This window comes from Paenibacillus bouchesdurhonensis (genome assembly GCF_900155685.1).
In the GTDB taxonomy this organism is placed as follows: domain Bacteria; phylum Bacillota; class Bacilli; order Paenibacillales; family Paenibacillaceae; genus Fontibacillus; species Fontibacillus bouchesdurhonensis.
The window spans coordinates 3,300,017-3,320,051 of sequence record NZ_LT732548.1 but is presented as its reverse complement, the minus strand read 5'-3'; the positions used below and the strand labels follow the sequence as shown (position 1 = coordinate 3,320,051).

Sequence of the window (20,035 nt, the reverse complement as noted above, 5' to 3'; positions counted from 1 at the left end):
CGTTCGTTGGAACGGGCTTTTTCGTGTTCTGTTAGCGGCACATTTCTGAATCTTGCGAAGAAGCTCATCTCGTCTGGATATCAATTTAGAACCATGTTATAATTTAGTGTAATGCATTTTTCAAAATGTCATGTGGACGTTGAAGTTTTAAGCGATAGATTGATTAAAGGAGTGGGCCGACATCATGGCTAAGGAAACGAAGGATTACGCCAAGTATTTTGACTTCTCGGACGCCAAAGTTATTTCCGAAGATGAGCGCGGCAAGAAGATCAGAATTCGTGGGCGGGATATTCAAATTCTTTCGGAACCGGATCATCGCAAAGAGAAGCAGCGCGGGAAAGAGGATATTCAAGTGCTGTATGATACCGCTGTGCCTGAGGAACTGAAGGGCATCGGAACCGGTAAGAAATACATTATTTATACGTACGGCTGTCAGATGAATGAGCATGATACCGAGACGATGAAGGGCCTGCTGGAGGAAATGGGTTATACCTCTACGGAGGAGCGCAAGGAAGCAAACATCATTTTGCTGAACACTTGTGCCATTCGGGAGAATGCCGAGGATAAAGTTTTCGGGGAGCTTGGTCACCTGAAGGGGCTGAAGACGGAAAATCCCGATTTGCTGCTCGGCGTATGTGGCTGCATGTCACAAGAGGAAGGCGTTGTGAACCGTATTTTACAAAAGCACGGGTTTGTCGACATGATTTTTGGTACACATAATATTCACAGATTGCCATACTTGATCCAGGAAGCATTATTTAGCAAAGAGATGGTTGTCGAGGTATGGTCTAAAGAAGGAGACATCATCGAGAACCTGCCGAAGAAGCGGGAGGGCATGCGTGCTTGGGTTAACATTATGTATGGCTGCGATAAATTCTGCACCTACTGCATCGTCCCGTTCACACGGGGGAAGGAGCGCAGCCGCCGTCCGGAGGATGTCATCTCGGAGGTTCGCGAATTAGCACGCAAAGGATTTAAAGAAATTACTTTGCTTGGACAGAATGTAAATGCCTACGGCAAAGACTTTACGGATATCGACTACACGTTTGCCAATTTGATGGACGATATCCGGCAGATCGACATTCCGCGTGTTCGGTTTACGACCTCGCATCCACGTGATTTTGATGATGCTTTGATTGAAGTGCTAGCTAAGGGCGGCAATTTGGTAGAACATATTCATTTACCGGTTCAATCCGGCAATACCGAAGTTTTGAAGCGGATGAGCCGTAAATATTCTAGAGAGCATTATTTGGAGCTTGTCGGCAAAATCAAGAAAGCCATGCCTAACGTCGTGTTAACTACGGATATTATCGTGGGTTTCCCTGGGGAGACAGAGGAGCAGTTCCAGGATACGCTGTCACTGGTTCGTGAAGTGGGTTATGACTTTGCCTACACATTCATTTATTCACCACGTGAAGGAACACCAGCTGCGGTTATGGAGGACAATGTTCCAATGGAAGTTAAGAAGGAACGTTTACAGCGCTTGAACGAGGTCGTTAATGAACATTGCCGAATGAGCAATGATCTCATGGAGGGCAAGATCGTCGAAGTTCTTGTGGAAGGCGAGAGCAAGAACAATGCCGACGTGCTGTCCGGCCGGACACGCAGCAACAAGCTGGTGCATTTCGAAGGCAGCAAGGATTTGATCGGCAGCTTCGTACAAGTGGAAATTACTGATCCAATGACATGGTATATCAAAGGGAATATTGTAACAACAGCGGTTAGCTCCGCATAATTCACCAGCTTAATTATTGGAATAGGCGGGGAGCCAGCAGCCTGCAATATATTGTTTGATGATGATGGGGAGGATAGAGCCTTGGGACAAGAGCATAACCAAATGACTGATTGCGGAATACCGAAATTCGATTCCCGTGATCTCGTTATTCGAGAAGATATTATGTCAAAAGCAAAAGAGCTCGCAGAGTTGATTGGCACGAGCGATGAGGTTCAGCATTTCCAAAAAGCGGAGAGTCTGATTCAGAAGCATGAAAGAGTTCAGACGCTAATCAGCGCCATCAAGAAGAAGCAGAAGGAGATCGTTGCCTTCCAAAGCTTTCAAAATCAAACGATGGTAGACAAGATTGAGCGGGAAATTGAGGAACTTCAGGATGAACTTGATGAAATTCCGGTGGTTACCGAGTTTCAGCAAAGCCAGAGCGATATCAACTATTTGCTGCAGCTTGTCATTTCGGTTATTCGGGATACGGTATCGGAGAAGGTGAATGTCGAGTCCGGAAGCGAACCCGCTCCGGCCTCGGGGTACGGAGAGTAAGTGGTCATTAATCTGTGCGGAGGCTTACCCTTCGCACCTTTTTTTTGACGATAATATAAAAGAAGCTGCAAATTTTCAAGCTAGTCAATAGTGTGAAGTATTTGCATGAACGATTGTTAGAATGATGGCATCTTAGAAATAATACATCTAGAAGGGTTGCACTGAATCGCCCGTACAGAATAGGGGGAACGATAATGAATTGGACGGATATTCTGTCCCGCAGCGAGAAATCATTTTGGGGACTGCTTGGCCTCCGGCTGTTATCGGCAGACAGTCAGCGTGTGGAAATTGGCCTCACTGCTACGGAATCGCATCTTAACTCGATGGGCATTGTCCATGGAGGGGTATTGTCCTCGATGATGGATCAGGCCATGGGAACGCTCGTTATGGCCACGAAGGGCGGACGGGAAGGCGTGACGACCCATTTGAACGTGAACTTTCTTAGCCCGATGTCCAAGGGCGAGTTGATCGTGACAGCTTATCCGCAGCATGAGACATTCCGTACGATGACATTGCGTGCGGAGGTACGTAATAGCGAGGGTACACTGGGATGCATCTCAACAGCAACATTCCGCCTGCCGAAAGTTTAGGGGAATTCTGCTGCGCATCAGGGCTAGTACGTTATAATGGATATACTAGGGAATGTTGCACAGTAATCCACTGTGCAGCGTTATCATATGATTAATGTGGTGATTCATGATGAGTATGGAACAAGAACAGGATCAGGGACAGCACCGATACGATGCTAAGAAATACCGAACACCGGACGGAATTCCTGCAGATATAGTCATGTTTACACTAGCCAAGCAGGAGCGGAAAGCAGCCACGAAGTCACTTCCCAGGTTCGATTTGAAGGTGATGCTGATTCGCCGCAGAAGCTGGCCGTTTGCCGGTGCTTGGGCGCTTCCGGGGGGCTTTTCTCAAGAGGACGAATCCTTATATGAGACAGCACGCAGGGAGTTGAAGGAGGAGACGGGAGTAGATGGTCACCATCTGGAATACCTCGGTGTGTACAGCAAGCCGGGACGCGACCCGCGCGGATGGATTATCTCTCATGCCTTCTTCGCGCTTGTGGAGGAATGGGTGCTGGAGAAGCGCCAGTCCGCTGATGATGCCCAGGAAGTCGGATTGTTTACGGTGAAGGAAGCGCTGGAGGATTTACATTTGGCGTTTGATCATCGGGAAATTTTAGAGGATGCTTATAAAAGGATTCAGCAGCAAATGCTTCATACTACGATTGCGAAGCAGTTTTTACCGCCCCACTTCACGCTTGGCGAGCTGTATCAGGTCATTCAAACTGTAGTACCGGATTTTGCCGAGCTGAATTTTATTCGTAAAATAACGTCTACCCGTAGCAGACAAGGAATTTTGGAAGAAGTACATGATGAAAATGGCGTCCCTATGCTGTCCAATCAGTATTCGCAGCGACCGGCTCAGCTTTATCGTTTTACGGATTACACACCTAGACTGTCCATTTATACGTAATCCAAATTTTCTGAATACCAAACAACGATGCATTCAAGCTTTTTATTAAAGTGATAATTGTCAGTCAGGCTGCCGTTCATTGTTCATTCCATGTTCATAGTCGCTTTATTATTAAAGAAGAAGGGCTGGGTGAAGCTAGGTGAAAGCATTGCTTGTTGTTGATTATACGAAGGATTTTGTAGACGGAAAGCTGCCTGTAGGCGAGCCGGCGATCCTGCTTGAAGAGGCCATTTGCCGAATCACGGAGCAATATGTGCAGGACGGCGACTATGTCGTTATGGCGGTGGATTTGCACGAAGAGGGGGATACACTGCACCCGGAATCCAAGCTGTTCCCACCTCATAATATTCGCGGTACAGAAGGACGAGAATTATACGGTAAATTAGCGGAAGTATATGAACAGCATCGGGAACAAATCTATTGGATGGACAAGACGAGATACAGTGCTTTTTGCGGAACGAATCTTGAGCAGAAATTACGTGAACGTGGAATTCAAGAAATAGCGATCGTCGGCGTTTGTACGGATATTTGTGTATTGCATACAGCCGTGGATGCCTATAATAAAGGTTATAGCATTACCATTTACGAGGATGGTGTTGCCAGCTTCAATCCGGAAGGCCATGCATGGGCACTCGGACATTTCCGCGCTACTTTGGGTGCAAATGTTACAAACAGCCGATAAACTGCAGTAAAGCTGTGCATTTGTACAGTTGTGACACCAGAGAGGATGAAAGATAAATGCAAAGCGAGAGTTTGGCGCTACATACGGATAAATATCAGATCAATATGATTTATGCGCATTGGGTAAACGGCACACATGAGCGCAAGGCTGTGTTCGAGGCTTATTTCCGCAAGCTGCCCTTTGGCAATGGCTATGCTGTGTTCGCAGGTTTGGAGCGAATTGTGCAGTACATATCCCATTTGCGCTTTACGGATAGCGATATCGAGTTTCTAGGCAGACAGGAAGAGAATTATGATCCTGCTTTTTTGGAGCTGCTGCGGAGCTTCCGATTCAAGGGCAATCTACATGCCGTCCCGGAGGGGACTTTGGTATTTCCAAATGAGCCGTTGGTTCGTGTAGACGGAACGATTATGGAAGCTCAGCTTATTGAGACGGCATTGCTTAATTTTATGAATTTTCAGACCTTGATCGCCACTAAAGCATCCCGTATTAAAAGAGTAGCCGAGAACGAGGTGCTGCTTGAATTCGGCTCACGCCGTGCGCAGGAGGCGGATGCGGCGATCTGGGGCGCACGTGCTGCCTATTTGTCAGGCTTTGATGCGACATCGAACTTGCTTGCCGGAGAAATCTTCGGCATACCGACGAAAGGAACGCATGCGCACTCCTGGGTACAGAGCTTTGACTCGGAACTGGAGGCATTTGAGCTTTTTGCTAAGGCTCTGCCGGATCAAGTATCCCTGCTCGTAGATACCTTCGATACGCTTAGCAGCGGTGTCCCGAATGCGATTAAAACGGCCAAACAGCTGGAGACTAAGGGCAAGCAGCTCAGCAGTATCCGTTTAGATAGCGGCGACCTTGCCTATCTATCGATCCAGGCCCGGAAGATGCTGGACGATGCCGGCCTTCCTTATGTCAAAATCGTAGCGTCGAATGACCTTGATGAGAATACGATTTTTAACCTTAAGGCTCAGGGGGCGAAGATCGATATTTGGGGAGTGGGGACTCAGTTAATAACGGCAGCGGATCAGCCGGCCTTAGGCGGGGTGTACAAGCTGGTTGAACGGGAACGGGACGGGAAAATGGAGCCGACGATCAAAATATCCGGCAATCCGGAGAAAGTAACTACGCCGGGCAAGAAAGATATTTTGCGAATCGTCGACGCGGAGAGCGGCAAAGCGATTGCCGATTATATTTGTTTCCCTCATGAGCAGCAAGCAAGATCTGGTGGTAAGCTACGGCTGTTTGACCCGGTTCATCCTTACCTCAAAAAATCTGTGAAAAACTATAAGTCCATAGCGATGCTGCAGCAAATTTATACGGACGGAGAACTTGTCTACGAGCTGCCTTCCCTAAATGACATTCGGAAATATCATAAGGAGCAGCTGCAAATGTTCTGGCCGGAATATTTACGGAAGCTGAACCCTGAAATTTACCGCGTCAATCTGAGTCAAGAGGCTTGGGAATTGAAGCAAAAGCTGATCGAAGATTATATGGGGCACCAAGAGGATTAATGGAATGTGTATATTTTGAGACTGTTTCTAAGCTTAGGCTGAGGGAACGGTCTTTTTTATTTCTCGGGAAAGCGCAAAAAGCGCTATTTTTAGCGTCATTGCTTGCTTCATTCGACAGCAGCTCCAAAACTGTCCTTATGACATTTGTTACATCCGTCACACTCTACATATGATAAATTGAAAAATTAATCGAGGGTTTTTTGACTCGGTAGTATATGACGAAGTTGAAGGGTATTTTTTATTGGTTTATAACCGTTTTAAAGTCTTTTCGATCAACTCGCATAGGCGAAAGAAGGGAGTCCAGACGCATGATCCAATTACCAAAAGTGAACGAGTTAGGATTTTTTGAAATTCGGCTGGAATCGATTGGCGGCCTTGGCGCGAACCTAGCCGGGAAAATGCTGGCTGAAGCAGGCGTAGAGGGAGCCGGACTGAATGGAGTTAGCTTCTCTTCGTACGGTTCGGAGAAGAAGGGATCGCCCGTGAAGGCGCATATTCGTTTTTGTGATCTCAAGACACCGATCCGGGATACGTCGCCTGTAGAGCGGCCGCATATCGTGGGTATTTTTCAGGAAGCGCTTGCTAAGACCGTAAATGTGATTAGCGGTATTTATGAAGACAGCACCGTGCTTGTCAATTCACGTAAAACACCTGCCGAATTGAAGGAGCAGCTAAAGCTGCTTGGCGGAACGATAGCCGTCGTCGATGCTACCGGAATCGCTCTTGAAGAGAAGAATCGGGTCAATATGGCGATGCTCGGCGCAATGTTCCGCTTATGTCCTTTCTTGGAGCCGCAAACGATGAAGGACGTTATCCGAAAATCTTTGGAAACAAAATATCCCCAATCGGTCGCTCCTGCACTGGCTACGTTTGAGCGGGGATATCAGGAAGTAGTCATCGAGTCTTTCTCGCTGCCAGCAGGAATGAGCATGCCTGAGTTTACACGCGCAGACACGCCAGTTCTCGGGTACGAAACTCAGCCGATTGGCGGGATTGTGACGAATCCTGGCAACAGCATTTTGAAGGATCTGAGTATTTCTCGTTCAGGGATGATGCCGCATTTCAAAGCGGATGCATGCATTCATTGTGCCCAATGCGACAATGTCTGTCCTGACAATTGCTTCGTATGGGAGGAGCTGCCCGATAAGAAAGGCCGTTTGCAGATGTTCTTGCAGGGGATTGATTATCAGTATTGCAAAGGCTGTTTGAAGTGTATCCATGCTTGCCCAACGGACGCATTGTCCGGGGAGCGGGAGGAAGACGGTTACGCGGAGGCCAATCGCGTTCCGCATCTGTTTGATTTAGCGCTGCAATAAGCGGGAAATGTCGGCAGAAGAAGCTAACGTTGTAGTCCAATAAATAATTAGAAAGGCGGAAGCGTTATGGCGATGGATATTGCAAAAGAGCAAGGCACAGCTAAAGTGGAGCAACGCGTAGTATATGAGTCAGGCAATGAAATGGCAGCATACGCTGCCCATCAAATTAATTATCATATCATGGGGTATTTTCCAATTTCCCCATCAACAGAGGTTGCTCAATTTCTCGACTTAATGAAGGCGAACGGTCAGCATGACATTAAGTTAATCCCTTCCGATGGCGAGCATAGTTCTGCGGGGATTTGCTACGGGGCCTCTACCGCCGGAGGGCGGGTATTTAATGCTACGAGTGCGAACGGATACATGTACATGCTTGAGCAAATGCCGGTTCAGTCGGGAACCCGTTTTCCGATGGTGATGAATTTGGTATGCCGTTCGGTTTCCGGTCCGCTGGATATTCACGGTGACCATTCGGACTTGTATTTTGCGCTGAATACGGGGTGGCCGATATTAATGTGCCGTGATCCGCAGTCGGTTTACGATATGAACATCATGGCGCTCAAGCTGGCTGAGGATCCTGAGGTCAGATTGCCAGTGCTTGTTGCTTCAGACGGCTATTTCACCTCGCACCAGAAACGAAGAGTGCATACGTTCGCCAACCGCGAGGATGTATTAAAGTTCGTTGGCGAGCAGCCGCCAGCAGGATTTCCGCATACACTGGATCGCAACAATCCGATTACCGTCGGCCCATATATGAATGAGCCTGATTATATCAACAACTGTTATCAGCAGTCCGAGGCCATGTACCGGGCAGAAAAAGTGTTTGAACGAATTGCCGGGGAGTATGAGCTGCTGACAGGCAGAAAATATGAAATGCTCGATCTATACCGGATGGAGGATGCCGAGGTTGCCGTGTTCTTAATGAACTCTGCTTCGGAAATTATTAAAGACGTCGTAGACAACTTGAGAAGTCAAGGCATTAAAGCGGGCTCGATTGCTCCGAATATGATTCGTCCTTTCCCGCAGCGGCAAATTGCTGAAGTGCTTAAAAATGTGAAGGCCGTTACGGTGGGCGATCGCGCGGACTCTTACGGCGCGCATGGCGGCAATATGACGAATGAGATCAAAGCAGCCCTGTTCACGTATGGCAATAAGACGACGCAGGTTGTTAGCCGTGTCTATGGCTTAGGCGGCAAGGAGTTTTATGCGGAGGATGGCCATCATTTATTCTCGCTGGCGATTGAAGCGGCAAATAAGCAGAAGGTCGAAGTACCATTTGATTATTATGGCCATACGCCAGGGGACGCCGAGAAAGCGCCTAAGCGAGTACTGAATCCGCTGCGTTTCGAGGATTTGAAGACCGGACTTATTAAGGTAACGCAAAATGAGGAAACCGGCAAGCTTGGCGTTCGCATACCTCCGCTCCGCTCTTTAACGAAGAAGCCTAAACGGATTGCCCCAGGTCATGGCGCATGTCCAGGTTGCGGTATTTTCTCCGGACTGGAGCTGTTCTTCAAGGGAATTGAAGGCGACATCGTCGCTCTGTTCCATACTGGCTGCGCTATGGTAGTAACGACGGGATACCCTTATTCTTCGCATAAGGCCACATACATTCATAACCTGTTCCAAAACGGTGCAGCCACCTTGTCCGGCGTAGTGGAGATGTTCTGGGAGCGTAAACGCCGCGGAGAGCTGGATCATCTTGGACTTCAAGATGACTTCACTTTCGTTATGGTAACCGGCGATGGCGGGATGGATATCGGCATGGGCCCGGCGATCGGCGCTGCACTGCGCAATCATCGGATGATCATCATCGAATATGACAACGAAGGATATATGAACACGGGTGCCCAACTGTCCTATTCGACGCCGCTTGGACATCGTACTTCAACTTCGAATATCGGCTCGGTACAGAAGGGGAAGGTATTCCATCATAAAGATACGGCGCAAATTATGGCAGCGACGAACATTCCGTATGTGTTCACGGGCAGCGAGGCTTATCCGCAGGATCTGGTCAAGAAAGCGGCAAAAGCACAATGGTACGCGCAGAATGAAGGACTTGTTTATGGTAAAATATTAATAGCTTGTCCGCTGAACTGGATCAGCCCTGATGATGAAGGAACGAATATCGTAGATGCGGCGGTAAGTTCCTGCTTCTTCCCTCTTTATGAGGTCGAGCGCGGCGAAACGATGATTACGTATAATCCGGAGGAGAAGGGCAAGCGGGTACCGCTCGTTGACTGGCTCAAGACGATGGGCAAAACCCGTCACCTGACGAAGCCGGAGAACAGTGAGGCCCTCGCCGAGTTTGAGCGGGAAGTCAATCGGAGATGGCAAATCTTGTTGGCCAAGCACGAGCATCCGTTTTTGTAAGTGCAGTCATTTAAAAATATAATGAAATGGGTTCTTTAATGGCCTGCTAAGCTATACATGAGCTGTTATTAATCATTGCTTTACTGCTGATGAAAGGGGGTTATCCATTTGGGAGAAAATGCATTTCGCGCTTTTCGCGTACATCTGGAAGAGGAAGGGTTCTCAAGCGGTATCGATATGTTAAACTTATCCGATCTGCCGGACAATGAAGTTACAATTGAGGTGTTCTACTCAAGCGTAAATTATAAGGATGGTCTCGCCAGTACCCCAAAGGGAAAAGTGGTCAGCAGCTATCCCTTGATCCTTGGGATTGACTTAGCCGGAAGAGTGGTAGCTTCTCGCAGCCCGGAGTTCCAGGCTGGAGACGAGGTACTGTGTACCGGCTACGGCTTAGGCGTTTCTCACGACGGGGGGTATGCGGAGTTCGCTCGCGTTCCTGCCGAATGGCTTGTTAAACTGCCTGAAGGCTTAACGCATCAGGAGAGCATGGCGATCGGTACGGCAGGCTTCACCGCCGCTTTGTCGGTGGAGCGGCTGCTGCAAAGCGGTGTTCAGCCTGGGAATGGACCTGTCCTTGTAAGGGGCGCGACGGGCGGCGTAGGAAGCATTGCGGTAAACATTTTGAGCAGGCTTGGTTTTGAGGTCGTTGCTTCTACGGGCAAGCCTGAGGCAGAGACCGCCCTCATCCGCTGGGGAGCTTCCTCCGTGATTTCTCGGGATGCGGCCTCTGCTTCCGTTAAAGGAGCTCTTGGCAAGAGTCAGTGGGCGGCAGCTATCGATCCCGTCGGCGGGGCAGGTACCGGAGAGATTTTAAAAACGGTGAAGTACGGCGGAACTGTTGCATTATCCGGACTGACCGGCGGGGGAGCGGTGGAAACCTCGGTTTTTCCCTTTATTTTGCGGGGCGTGAATTTGCTTGGCATTGATTCCGTGTATTGTCCGCAGGCAGAACGGCTTGAGTTGTGGAAGCGGCTTGGCTCCGAGTGGAAGCCGGAACAGGTGCTCCAGGATGGCGTAAAGGTTTATGAACTGGAGCAGTTGGAAGAAGCACTTTCGATCGTGCTAAACGGCAAGGCCATTGGGCGTCAGGTTGTTTCTCTTAGAAGGGATAAATAGTCGGAAATCGCATAAACATCATTTCGTTAAGTAAAGGGCAGCTGCTTCTAAGGAAGCAGCTGCCCTTTTTTTAGATAGGATAAGTTCTTAGCTAGCTATATGTTCGTATGAAACCGTCCTGCCTGTGACAACCTAATCATAATTCTAAAGCTAATGATGCCGAAGAAAGAAGGGATTGCCATGAAGTGGCGGAACGCTAGGCTTGGCCTATTTATTATAGCTGTTTTGTGTCTTATCGTTGTTATTGGAGGCTGCAGAAGCGGCTCTAATCGGATCGCTAAGGAAGAATTGGATCGTGTACAGATGAGAACGTACCAAAAAGGAAATCAAAGACAATCCACACAAGGAAAAACGTTAATTAAAGCATTGCTTCACGACTTAACAAGCGAAAGCGCCAAACAGGGAATTCGCTTGACGAAGGAAACCTACGCCGAGACAGCGGACGGAACGATTAGCTATAGCTACTTGATTAACAGTGATCCTCGTCATTTCGTCATGGTATATGTTTACCCATCCGAAGAAAAGCGCATCCAGGAATTGGCCGAAATCTATGGTACAGGGAATATTCGCGTGAAATCCACGAACCAGCCTGCAGTCGTTGTCGCACGCGGCAGAACCGTATTTGTTTATGGCTCTAACGGAATGAGGGACAAGATATACACCGAGCAAATGAGAAACGTGTTTGAGGGCATGTTGGATCGCATTATCAATCCTTGATCCGTAACCGTGTTTAAGGTTGAAATTCAAAGAAGCCGAGTTCGGAAGACTGCTGCTTCCGGCTCGACTTCTTAATGGCGCTTAAGTGCTACTCTACGAATTTACTTCTTGTTTATCTCACGCATAACATGCTTTAGCTCCGGAATGATGATTCGTTCCATAGCGAGCTTTACAGCGGCCTGAGAACCAGGCATGGAGAATACGGCCATATTGCTGATCGTACCGGCGATCGCCCGACTTAAAATGGCTGCCGAGCCGATATCCTCTGTGAAACTTAAGTAACGAAAAATTTCCCCGAAACCGGGCATTTCTTTGTTTAGCAAGCTGCGAACGGCTTCATAAGTCGTATCCCGCGGTGAAATTCCAGTACCCCCGCTCAGCAGAACGGCTTCGATGCTGCGATCCGATGCCGCCTCCCGGAGAAGCTGGCGAATACTGTCATAATCATCTTTAACGATGATGTATTTAATCACCTTATAGCCGTTCTCCTCCAAAAGCTGCTGGATCAATTTACCGCTAGCATCATTCTCGGCGGTTCGGGTATCAGAGACGGTCACGATCATGCAGGAAACGTGTTCGGGTGCTTCCTTACGGTGTTCTTCCACAGATCTCATCGTATCGTTTCCTTTCTGGATATGGATTTTATTCTATTTTAACATAATTATCCGGACTCCTACTTCAAAGACAGGTTGCATCCAAGGGTGGCTTGGTGTAAACTCGCTCTCATGGATAAGGATTTGCCAGCTTAATGGAGGTATCTACATGTCGGAAAATAATATGAACAAAACAACGCCGATTTATATATTGTCCGGGTTTCTTGGGAGCGGAAAGACAACGCTGCTGCACCGGATGCTATCCTACTGGAGGGATCTGGGTCTGAAACCTGCGATCATAATGAATGAAATTGGTGATATTAACTTAGACGGTCTCCTTGTCGGCGATGAGGTTCCTATGACTGAAATGCTGGGCGGCTGTATTTGTTGTACCGTTCGGGGCGATCTTAGCACGCAAATGTTTGAACTAATAAGCAAAGAGCGTCCGGATGTGATCGTTATTGAGGCTACCGGCGCAGCCAATCCGCTGGAAATATTAGACGCTGTGACTGAGGTTTCTTTGACAGCCAAGATCGATATTAAGCCGATGATTACGGTTGTAGACTCGGTGCATTTGCTAGAACTGCATGAAGCTCAGAAGGGGAAGACCTATCGACTTATGATGGAGCAGATTCGCTGCGGCTCGGTTTTGATTATTAATAAAATCGACAGGCTGCATGGAAATCAGTTGACGGAGGTTGAAGCTCTGCTGCGGCAATTAAACCCATTCGCCGCACTATTGCCCGCCGTGAAATGTGATGTGGATTTAGATCGTCTTACTACAATGTATGATTCTCCGCACCGGAATCATGATGATCAGCTTGAGGAACATGGACATTGCGGCTGCAGCCATGAACATGAAACGGCCAAGAATGAAGAGGAAGGAGACCAACATGTTCACATGCATGAGTCGCATAATCATGTCACCGTGTATAGTCACTACTTCCATGGGCCTGTTAACAGTGAGCTGTTCGAGAATTTCATTGCCGAGCTTCCGCGCGACGTATATCGGGGAAAAGGGGTACTTACCTTTTCGGATACGTCAAGTCGATTTTTGTTCCAATATGCCTATCGAGAGGCTGATTATTTAAAGATTACGCCCCAAGGCGATGTTCCTGATGTCGTGGTATTTATAGGCGAGCATTTTGACAAGAATAAACTGGCCGAACGGCTTCGCCAGCTTGAAGCAGTTCCTCATTAATCGGGGTTCAATTTTTAATATATCGTCCTTCATCGTTTCATATCACCGTCTTCCTGGTTAGTTTAATAAAGAGCTTGTCGACGGAAACTACATTTTCAGGAGGGATAGAACAATGATTCAGGAAAAATACAGGGAGTGCATCGAAGCTTGCCTCGAGTGTATGAATGCATGCAATTACTGCTATGTCTCCAGTTTGAAGGAATACGATTTGGCGATGTTAAGGGAATGTATAAGGCTTACACGGGAATGCGCAGAAATCTGTTCTTTTGCCGCAGAATCGTTATCTCGTAATACTCCCTTCGCACGCGAGATTTGCGAGTTGTGCGCCAAAGCCTGCGATGCTTGTGCGGAAGAATGCGGAAAGCATGAGCATCATCATTGCAAGCAATGCGAGCAGGCATGCCGCAGATGCGCCGAATTATGCCGTAAAATGATTGCGGTTGCTTAAACCCCATATTTGCATAAATGACAAAAGTCCATAAAACTGAAACCTTCCGGGCATTCACTGCGTCAAAGAGGGCAGAGGTGATAAGGATGAATAAAAAATTAAATATGGCAGCTGTTCTCCTGCTGTCCAGCTCGTTGCTGCTAGCTTCTTCGGCTGCTGCATTCCATGACGTGGAGGGGAAGGACGCTGTAATTACGAAGTCTCTACATGAGAAGGGGATTATCCATGGGATATCCAAAGACAAATTTGCGCCGAAGAGCCAGCTTACAGGAGCGCAAGGTGTGCGAATGGTCGTTCAGGCCCTGGACTTGAAAGGAAACAGCAAAAATTTTGGCATAAAAGGCGGGAAGGCGTTCTGGTACTCTGAGTCGCTGCAAATCGCCAAGGACAACGGCATCCAATTGCCGGCAGATTTCAAGCCGAACGAGAAGCTCACCCGAGAGCAATTTGCCAGCATACTAATGCAAGGTGTCGCTGCTACCGGCGACTATCCGATGATTATGATGTATCTGCACATCGCTGATTCCGATGAGATCAATCCAGATTACATGACCAGCATACAAGCGCTGCTTCTTACTAAGCTGGCTTCCCTGGATGAAGACGGAAAATTTAATCCTAAATTACCGATAACCCGGATCGAAGCCGCTCGTCTTGTCTACAATGCGGCTGAATATGTGCAAAAACAGAAAGATAACGTAATCCCGGATATAGAGGATGGCAATAAGTTGAACCAGGTATCCCACCAAATCGAAAAAGTGAATGACCAGGTTAACAAGGTTATTTTGACGCGCGCGAACCAGCCGCATCCTGGTTATGGTATTTCTGTAGCTAAAGTAGAGTTCCAGGATAATACAGCAGTTGTATACTACGAACTGCTTTCTCCAGACCCGGGCAAATTTTATCCACAGGTCATTACGGACTCTAAAACGGAAACGTATGTATCCAGCAAATATGAAGTGAAAATCAAGCCGCTTAAAAAATAGGCAGATTGAAAAATAACGCCACTCACTACCTTTGTGAGTGGCGTTTGGTTATGGGATATAAAAGTTCTCGCGCGGTGTTCGGCGTCAGAGGAAAGGCGTCTCCTCGTTATGACGACTCCACGGATAACATGGCTTAGCCTGGATTCGCTGCCGTCAATGTGCCTGCAGGTTGCGGCTGAGCTTGCGAATCTGTTTCTGCTGCGCCAAGCTGCAAGCGATACATTTGATAATATCTACCGCCCCGGGCAAGCAGTTCCTCGTGCGATCCACGTTCGACGATTTCGCCTCGGTGCAGGACGAGGATTTGATCGGCGCTGCGGATCGTAGAAAGACGGTGGGCGATAATGAAGGTCGTACGGCCCCGCTTAAGCACTTCAAGCGCAGATTGGATCAACGCCTCTGTCTCGGTATCGATGTTAGCTGTCGCCTCATCCAGAATCAGAATGGCTGGATCGAACGCCAGCGCCCTAGCGAAGGAGATAAGCTGCCGCTCGCCGGCAGACAGCGTGCTTCCCTTTTCGACGACGGGTTCATCCAGTCCTTTTGGCAGATGCTGCAAAATGCGTGTCGCCCCGACGTCCGCTAAAGCCTTTTCTACGCTAGCGCGGCTGATTCGTTCGTCTCCAAGGCTTACATTCGAAGCGATTGTGCCCGTGAACAAGTAGGGATCCTGCAGAACGATGCCCATATGCTGGCGAATCCATTGCTTCGGCAGCTCGGTCACATCCCGACCATCAATCGTAATCATGCCCTTCTGCGGATCATAGAAGCGAAATAGCAGGTTGATGATCGAGCTTTTGCCTGATCCGGTATGACCGACCAGAGCAATGGTCTGCCCTTGCTTCGCTTCGAAAGAAATGTTCTTCAGCACGTAATCCCTTTTGTACGCGAAGGACACATTCTTGAATTCGACATTCCCTTTGTACCTCGGCATGCCGCCGTCCGTAACATCCTCCCCTGGCTCATCCATCAGCTTGAACACGCGACCAGCGGATACCATTGAGGAATCCAGTGCAGCCAATTGGTTCACCATTCCGGTGATCGGCTGGAATAAGCGGCCGAGTACGTCGACGAAGGCATAGAGTACGCCGAGAGAAATGACGCCGGCTCCCGTCAGCTGCGCCGAGCCGAAATACCAAAGGACGATCGCGAAGGACAAGCTGCGAATGACGTTGACCAGATTGTGAGAGGTCAGGGCATTCAAATTCAGCATTTTGTTTTGATGTTTCATGTAATCATTGTTCAGATTTTCGAATTCTTCCTTGGTCTGTTCCTCGCGGCGAAATATGCGAATGATCGACATGCCTTGAATCGACTCATTGATTATGGCATTAATTTCACTTAGCCGAGAGCGAATAATCGTATTGTATTTCGTGGCAAATTTGCGGTAAAGCACGACCCAGAGCCAAATGATCGGCACAATGAAAAGACAGATAAGTCCAAGCCGCACATCGAGCAGGAACAGGGCTACGTACACGCCAACCATATTAATGACGCCCGAGAAGAAGTTGGAAAGTACGGCGATAAACAGATCTTTTACGGCTTCAGTATCATTCGTGACACGGGAAACCACCTTGCCTGCCGGCAGATTGTCGAAGAAGTTGACCGGCAGGCGCTGAATATGGCTGTAAACGTCCACCCGAAGTTTCTGAATCACTTTATTGGCTGAGGATTGAAGCCAATAGGTCTTTCCGAATTCCATAACGATTGCAATAGCCAAAAAGGCGAAGTACCAGCTGACCAAGGTTAGAATTCCGGGAATTTCCGGCTTGTAAAAAGCGAATAATTCCTGCGGTGTGAGCTTGACGGCCGGATATTGGGTCTTGCTCCCATTGTATTCAATCGAGAGAACTCCGCTGTTATAGCTCCGTTCGCCACTTGTTCGGGCTACGGGCTCATCCACGAATACGAAGGAAATACCGGATTGAAGAATGCGAACCTCTTGCCCCCTAGCTTCATCTTCAGCAAACCGGTCAGCTCTTTTGAAGTATCGTCCGTCATAGGATACCGTCAACTCGCTCGGAACGGTCGTTTCATAGAAAGGCCGTTCGATCGCCAGCATATGATCATCGATCATAGAACGGGCGAGAAATGGCCCGGCCAAATCGGCAGCTACGCCGATGGCCAGCATGATCAAGGCAAGTATAAATGTATTTTTTGCCGTCATGGCATATTTAAAAAGTGCTTTTCCTGTATGCGTATGCAATTAGGACTCCTCCCCGTCAGCGAGGCTGGATTCTACCTGCTGTCGCTCGTATTGTTCGCGATACCATCCATTTGCTTGCAGCAGCTCTTGATGGGTGCCTTGCTCGATAATTCGCCCTTTCTCCAGCACGACGATTTGATCGGCATGCTCCACGGCAGATAGCCGGTGGGTGGAGATAAGCGTGGTTTTTCCAGAGCGCTTGCTCCGTATGTTGTCAACGATTCGCGCCTCAGTGCGGGCATCCACTGCAGAAAGGGCATCATCCAGAATCAGAATGTCCGGATTGGCGATAAAGGCTCTCGCTAAGGAAACCCGCTGTTTTTGGCCGCCGGAAAGGGCGACGCCCTTCTCGCCGACCAACGTATCCAGTCCGTCAGACAAGGTCTCCAGATCCTTATCGAAGGCAGCTGTTCTAATCGCTTCCATAATGACTTCGTCGGAAGCGTCCTTAAGCCCAAACTGGATGTTCTGTCTTACGCTTCGGGAGAAAAGAATTTGCTCCTGCGGCACATATCCGATCCAGCTGTGGAGCTGCCTAAGCGAGATATGCTGAATAGGCACGCCGGATATTGTCAATTCGCCTGATCCCAATGGATACTCATGCAGCAGCTGCTTCAGAAGCGTGGTTTTCCCGCTCCCGGTACGGCCGACGACGCCAAGCGTTTCGCCGCGACGAATCAGTAAATGAATGTTGTCCAGATTGATCATCGTAGAAGCCGGATATTGAAAGGTGACATGGCTGAACTGAATGGCATCGGGAGCATCGACATGGACAGGCTCGGCAATATCCTCGACGTCCGGCTTAACGCTGAGCGTTTCATTGACCCGGTCGAGTGAAGCGCCGCCGCGCTGCATAATATTGATTAACTCTCCGATGGCGAACATAGGCCAAATCATCATACCCAGATACATATTGAAGGAGACGAGATCCCCTAAGGTCAACTCGTTATGAAACACGAGATAAATGCCGTACGTTAACCCGATAGCATAGCTGAGGCCCACAAAAAGCCGAATCGTGGGCTCGAAGTAGGCATCGACCCGAGCGACGGCCAGATTTTTGCGATAAACATCATCGGTAACTTCTTGGAACCGCTTCTCGTCCTGGCGCTCCTGAACATAAGCGCGAATGACGCGTACACCAGCGACTGATTCCAGCACTTGGTCATTCATATCGCCAAATGCATCCTGAGCCAAAGTGTAGCGCTGATGGATGACCCGGCCGTAAATCATCATGGCGAGGGCGATGAAGGGCAGCGGAATAATCGCGGCAAGCGTCAGCTTCCAACTGATCAGCGTACCCATGGCTACAAAGATGACCGTCAAGTAAGCCGTCGAATCCGTTAAGGTCAGCATGCCGAAGCCGGCAGTTTGGGCTACGGATCTTAGATCGTTTGTCGCTCGAGCCATCAAATCTCCCGTGCGACTCCGTTCAAAGAACGGCGGCTTCATAATCAGTAAATGATTCATGAATCGCGTTCGCAGTAGTCTTTCAATCAAATTAGAGCCGCCGAATAATTTATGCATCCATATGTAGGTCATATAGTAAATTACAATGAGTACTCCGATAATCATCAAAATATATTGAGTCAGCGACTTCCAGCTAATGGACCCGCTTGTGATGTCGTCAATCGCTGCGCCCAGCAGCCTTGGCGGAATGAGCTCAAGGATGCCAACGATGATGAGCAGGATCAAACCGATCGTATATCGTTTTTTTTCTCGGCGGAAGAACCAGCCTAGTTTTTGAAGAACGGAAAACATAAAAATTTTCCTCCTATTCGTTGTAACGACGTAATTGTTTGAACATATTTTCTGAAGCAATCACTTACAGGCAATCTCAGTTTCATTCGGAACCGCAAAAAAGGCATATCGTCCGTAAACGATATGCCTTAAAAACTAATAACATATAACGCTACGCTGCTATCACAAAGTGAAGCAACTGCAGCCTGGTGATATTGCCGTTACCCGTTAGAAGACAACGGGGATAGTTTGCGAATATATTCCATTCAAGCCTGCAGGGGTTGCTCCGGTATTCAGTTGTAAGATGTGTCCCATGTCAGTTTTAGGAAAATGATTAACAATCAACACCGTGCTCACCCTTTCATTATTTGGTAATTAATACAAATGAGATCTCGTATGTTGTTGAGTTTAACACCGCTTTCCAGCGGATGTCAATTTTTATTTTGGCATTTCATTCAGGATTGGTCTAAAATAGGGAGAAGATAGGGGGGATCGATATGATCAACGTAACGAAAGAAGCTGCTGGCTGGTTCAAAAATGAACTTGGTGTACAAGCGGGTCAGGCGATCCGTTTTTTTGCACGATATAGTGCCGGAGGGACGATTCATCCTGGATTCTCGCTGGGGATTGAAATTGAAAACCCTATATCACCAGGAACCGTGTCCGAGGTCGAAGGCATTAAATTTTTCATGGAAGACAAGGATCTATGGTATTTGGAGGGTTATCACTTAAACGTCGAGTACAATCAGGAGCATCATGATATCGAATACCAGTACGAATTGGCCGAAGGACAGGCCTAGGCGGCAAGCAGCGACATCATCCGAGCGGATGCTCAACCAGAAGAAAAGGCCCGTTTGAACGGGCCTTCACTTTGTGTTAGGGATTGTTATTTAAGAAAATGCTGTCTTCCATCGCAAATTCAAAGTCTTGAATATCGAATACCTGGACAGGAACCTCAGCTTCGATAATGCGGCGAATGAGCTCCAGCTGATCCGTCAGGACAGGCGCGCTTTCACGCTGTGCGGTCAGAACGATCTCCGTCTCAATCGGATCAAGGAACTCCCCGTACTGCTCGTTGTCGAGCGCGTTGACAACAGTCCATGAAACGTTCGAGCCGAATAGGATGGATGGACTTTTGGACCAGGGGACATTCAGTGCGCGTTCTAGCTTCTTGCGATTTAACGGTTCCTCCAAGTAGTCTATCAATTCGTTAATTTTATTCTTAACATGCAAATCATCGGCTGGATCATGCATGAGAGGTTCGGGGCTATTCTTGAATTCGTACAGCTCCATGACGGTGGTGTAAGGTACAATATATTCTACAGGCGCACCAGGCGCAAGTAACTCACCATAAATGGCCACCATCACGGCTTCAATGACAAATCGACGTGACAT

Annotated in this window: 18 protein-coding genes; 14 read left to right on the top strand and 4 right to left on the bottom strand. The window is 48.3% G+C overall.

Annotated elements, in window-relative coordinates:
* The first annotated feature begins 184 nt into the window (after positions 1–184).
* The 10 genes from miaB (at position 185) to CZ379_RS18865 (ending at position 11,472) form a co-directional block, all read left to right on the top strand.
* Positions 185–1,735 (top strand): tRNA (N6-isopentenyl adenosine(37)-C2)-methylthiotransferase MiaB, encoded by a 1,551-nt coding sequence (miaB, locus tag CZ379_RS18910; RefSeq protein ID WP_110933041.1) that lies wholly within the window; start codon positions 185–187, stop codon positions 1,733–1,735.
* Between the two features lie 102 nt (positions 1,736–1,837).
* On the top strand, positions 1,838–2,272 hold the full coding sequence (locus tag CZ379_RS18905) for a YlbF/YmcA family competence regulator (protein ID WP_110934459.1): 435 nt from the start codon (positions 1,838–1,840) through the stop codon (positions 2,270–2,272).
* A 194-nt stretch (positions 2,273–2,466) separates the two neighbouring features.
* Positions 2,467–2,862 (top strand): PaaI family thioesterase, encoded by a 396-nt coding sequence (locus CZ379_RS18900; RefSeq protein ID WP_110933040.1) that lies wholly within the window; start codon positions 2,467–2,469, stop codon positions 2,860–2,862.
* A gap of 109 nt (positions 2,863–2,971) precedes the next feature.
* Entirely contained in the window at positions 2,972–3,757 is a 786-nt protein-coding gene (locus CZ379_RS18895; RefSeq protein ID WP_110933039.1) for an NUDIX domain-containing protein, read from the top strand.
* A 139-nt stretch (positions 3,758–3,896) separates the two neighbouring features.
* Positions 3,897–4,439: a cysteine hydrolase family protein gene (locus CZ379_RS18890; protein WP_110933038.1), complete on the top strand. Its 543-nt coding sequence runs from the start codon at positions 3,897–3,899 to the stop codon at positions 4,437–4,439.
* A gap of 56 nt (positions 4,440–4,495) precedes the next feature.
* Complete coding sequence (locus CZ379_RS18885) at positions 4,496–5,950, top strand: nicotinate phosphoribosyltransferase (RefSeq protein WP_110933037.1); 1,455 nt, start codon at positions 4,496–4,498, stop codon at positions 5,948–5,950.
* A 308-nt stretch (positions 5,951–6,258) separates the two neighbouring features.
* A complete protein-coding gene (locus CZ379_RS18880) occupies positions 6,259–7,266 on the top strand; it encodes a 2-oxoacid:acceptor oxidoreductase family protein (protein ID WP_110933036.1) in 1,008 nt (335 codons plus the stop codon).
* Positions 7,267–7,332: 66 nt separating this feature from the next.
* A complete protein-coding gene (locus CZ379_RS18875; protein WP_110933035.1) occupies positions 7,333–9,639 on the top strand; it encodes a thiamine pyrophosphate-dependent enzyme in 2,307 nt (768 codons plus the stop codon).
* A gap of 108 nt (positions 9,640–9,747) precedes the next feature.
* Complete coding sequence (locus tag CZ379_RS18870; RefSeq protein ID WP_110933034.1) at positions 9,748–10,755, top strand: acrylyl-CoA reductase family protein; 1,008 nt, start codon at positions 9,748–9,750, stop codon at positions 10,753–10,755.
* Between the two features lie 180 nt (positions 10,756–10,935).
* Positions 10,936–11,472: a hypothetical protein gene (locus CZ379_RS18865; protein ID WP_110933033.1), complete on the top strand. Its 537-nt coding sequence runs from the start codon at positions 10,936–10,938 to the stop codon at positions 11,470–11,472.
* Between the two features lie 101 nt (positions 11,473–11,573).
* Here the strand turns inward: CZ379_RS18865 and CZ379_RS18860 are convergent, their stop codons facing one another.
* On the bottom strand, positions 11,574–12,086 hold the full coding sequence (locus CZ379_RS18860; RefSeq protein WP_110933032.1) for a MogA/MoaB family molybdenum cofactor biosynthesis protein: 513 nt from the start codon (positions 12,084–12,086) through the stop codon (positions 11,574–11,576).
* Between the two features lie 148 nt (positions 12,087–12,234).
* Here CZ379_RS18860 and CZ379_RS18855 point away from each other — a divergent pair, with 148 nt between their 5' ends.
* The 3 genes from CZ379_RS18855 (at position 12,235) to CZ379_RS18845 (ending at position 14,697) form a co-directional block, all read left to right on the top strand.
* Positions 12,235–13,266, top strand: coding sequence for a CobW family GTP-binding protein (locus tag CZ379_RS18855; RefSeq protein ID WP_110933031.1), 1,032 nt, complete (start codon positions 12,235–12,237; stop codon positions 13,264–13,266).
* 112 nt (positions 13,267–13,378) lie between these two features.
* A complete protein-coding gene (locus CZ379_RS18850; protein WP_110933030.1) occupies positions 13,379–13,714 on the top strand; it encodes a four-helix bundle copper-binding protein in 336 nt (111 codons plus the stop codon).
* 86 nt (positions 13,715–13,800) lie between these two features.
* Entirely contained in the window at positions 13,801–14,697 is an 897-nt protein-coding gene (locus CZ379_RS18845) for an S-layer homology domain-containing protein (RefSeq protein ID WP_110933029.1), read from the top strand.
* Positions 14,698–14,830: 133 nt separating this feature from the next.
* On the opposite strand, the gene CZ379_RS18840 is transcribed toward CZ379_RS18845, so the two are convergent.
* Positions 14,831–16,903: an ABC transporter ATP-binding protein gene (locus tag CZ379_RS18840; RefSeq protein WP_324616478.1), complete on the bottom strand. Its 2,073-nt coding sequence runs from the start codon at positions 16,901–16,903 to the stop codon at positions 14,831–14,833.
* Positions 16,904–18,661, bottom strand: a complete 1,758-nt coding sequence (locus tag CZ379_RS18835; protein WP_110933028.1) for an ABC transporter ATP-binding protein — start codon at positions 18,659–18,661, stop codon at positions 16,904–16,906.
* A gap of 476 nt (positions 18,662–19,137) precedes the next feature.
* On the opposite strand from CZ379_RS18835, the gene CZ379_RS18830 reads away from it, so the two are divergent.
* Positions 19,138–19,440 (top strand): HesB/YadR/YfhF family protein, encoded by a 303-nt coding sequence (locus CZ379_RS18830; RefSeq protein WP_110933027.1) that lies wholly within the window; start codon positions 19,138–19,140, stop codon positions 19,438–19,440.
* 76 nt (positions 19,441–19,516) lie between these two features.
* On the opposite strand, the gene CZ379_RS18825 is transcribed toward CZ379_RS18830, so the two are convergent.
* Positions 19,517–20,035 (bottom strand): ADP-heptose synthase, encoded by a 519-nt coding sequence (locus CZ379_RS18825; protein ID WP_110933026.1) that lies wholly within the window; start codon positions 20,033–20,035, stop codon positions 19,517–19,519.

Coding starts and splice junctions, on each gene's coding strand:
- CZ379_RS18895 (WP_110933039.1), top strand. CDS start 2,972: ATGAGTATGGAACAAGAACAGGATCAGGGACAGCACCGATACGATGCT.
- CZ379_RS18900 (WP_110933040.1), top strand. CDS start 2,467: ATGAATTGGACGGATATTCTGTCCCGCAGCGAGAAATCATTTTGGGGA.
- CZ379_RS18855 (WP_110933031.1), top strand. CDS start 12,235: ATGTCGGAAAATAATATGAACAAAACAACGCCGATTTATATATTGTCC.
- CZ379_RS18865 (WP_110933033.1), top strand. CDS start 10,936: ATGAAGTGGCGGAACGCTAGGCTTGGCCTATTTATTATAGCTGTTTTG.
- miaB (WP_110933041.1), top strand. CDS start 185: ATGGCTAAGGAAACGAAGGATTACGCCAAGTATTTTGACTTCTCGGAC.
- CZ379_RS18880 (WP_110933036.1), top strand. CDS start 6,259: ATGATCCAATTACCAAAAGTGAACGAGTTAGGATTTTTTGAAATTCGG.
- CZ379_RS18850 (WP_110933030.1), top strand. CDS start 13,379: ATGATTCAGGAAAAATACAGGGAGTGCATCGAAGCTTGCCTCGAGTGT.
- CZ379_RS18885 (WP_110933037.1), top strand. CDS start 4,496: ATGCAAAGCGAGAGTTTGGCGCTACATACGGATAAATATCAGATCAAT.
- CZ379_RS18835 (WP_110933028.1), bottom strand. CDS start 18,661: ATGTTTTCCGTTCTTCAAAAACTAGGCTGGTTCTTCCGCCGAGAAAAA.
- CZ379_RS18860 (WP_110933032.1), bottom strand. CDS start 12,086: ATGAGATCTGTGGAAGAACACCGTAAGGAAGCACCCGAACACGTTTCC.
- CZ379_RS18905 (WP_110934459.1), top strand. CDS start 1,838: ATGACTGATTGCGGAATACCGAAATTCGATTCCCGTGATCTCGTTATT.
- CZ379_RS18830 (WP_110933027.1), top strand. CDS start 19,138: ATGATCAACGTAACGAAAGAAGCTGCTGGCTGGTTCAAAAATGAACTT.
- CZ379_RS18845 (WP_110933029.1), top strand. CDS start 13,801: ATGAATAAAAAATTAAATATGGCAGCTGTTCTCCTGCTGTCCAGCTCG.
- CZ379_RS18825 (WP_110933026.1), bottom strand. CDS start 20,035: ATGTCACGTCGATTTGTCATTGAAGCCGTGATGGTGGCCATTTATGGT.
- CZ379_RS18875 (WP_110933035.1), top strand. CDS start 7,333: ATGGCGATGGATATTGCAAAAGAGCAAGGCACAGCTAAAGTGGAGCAA.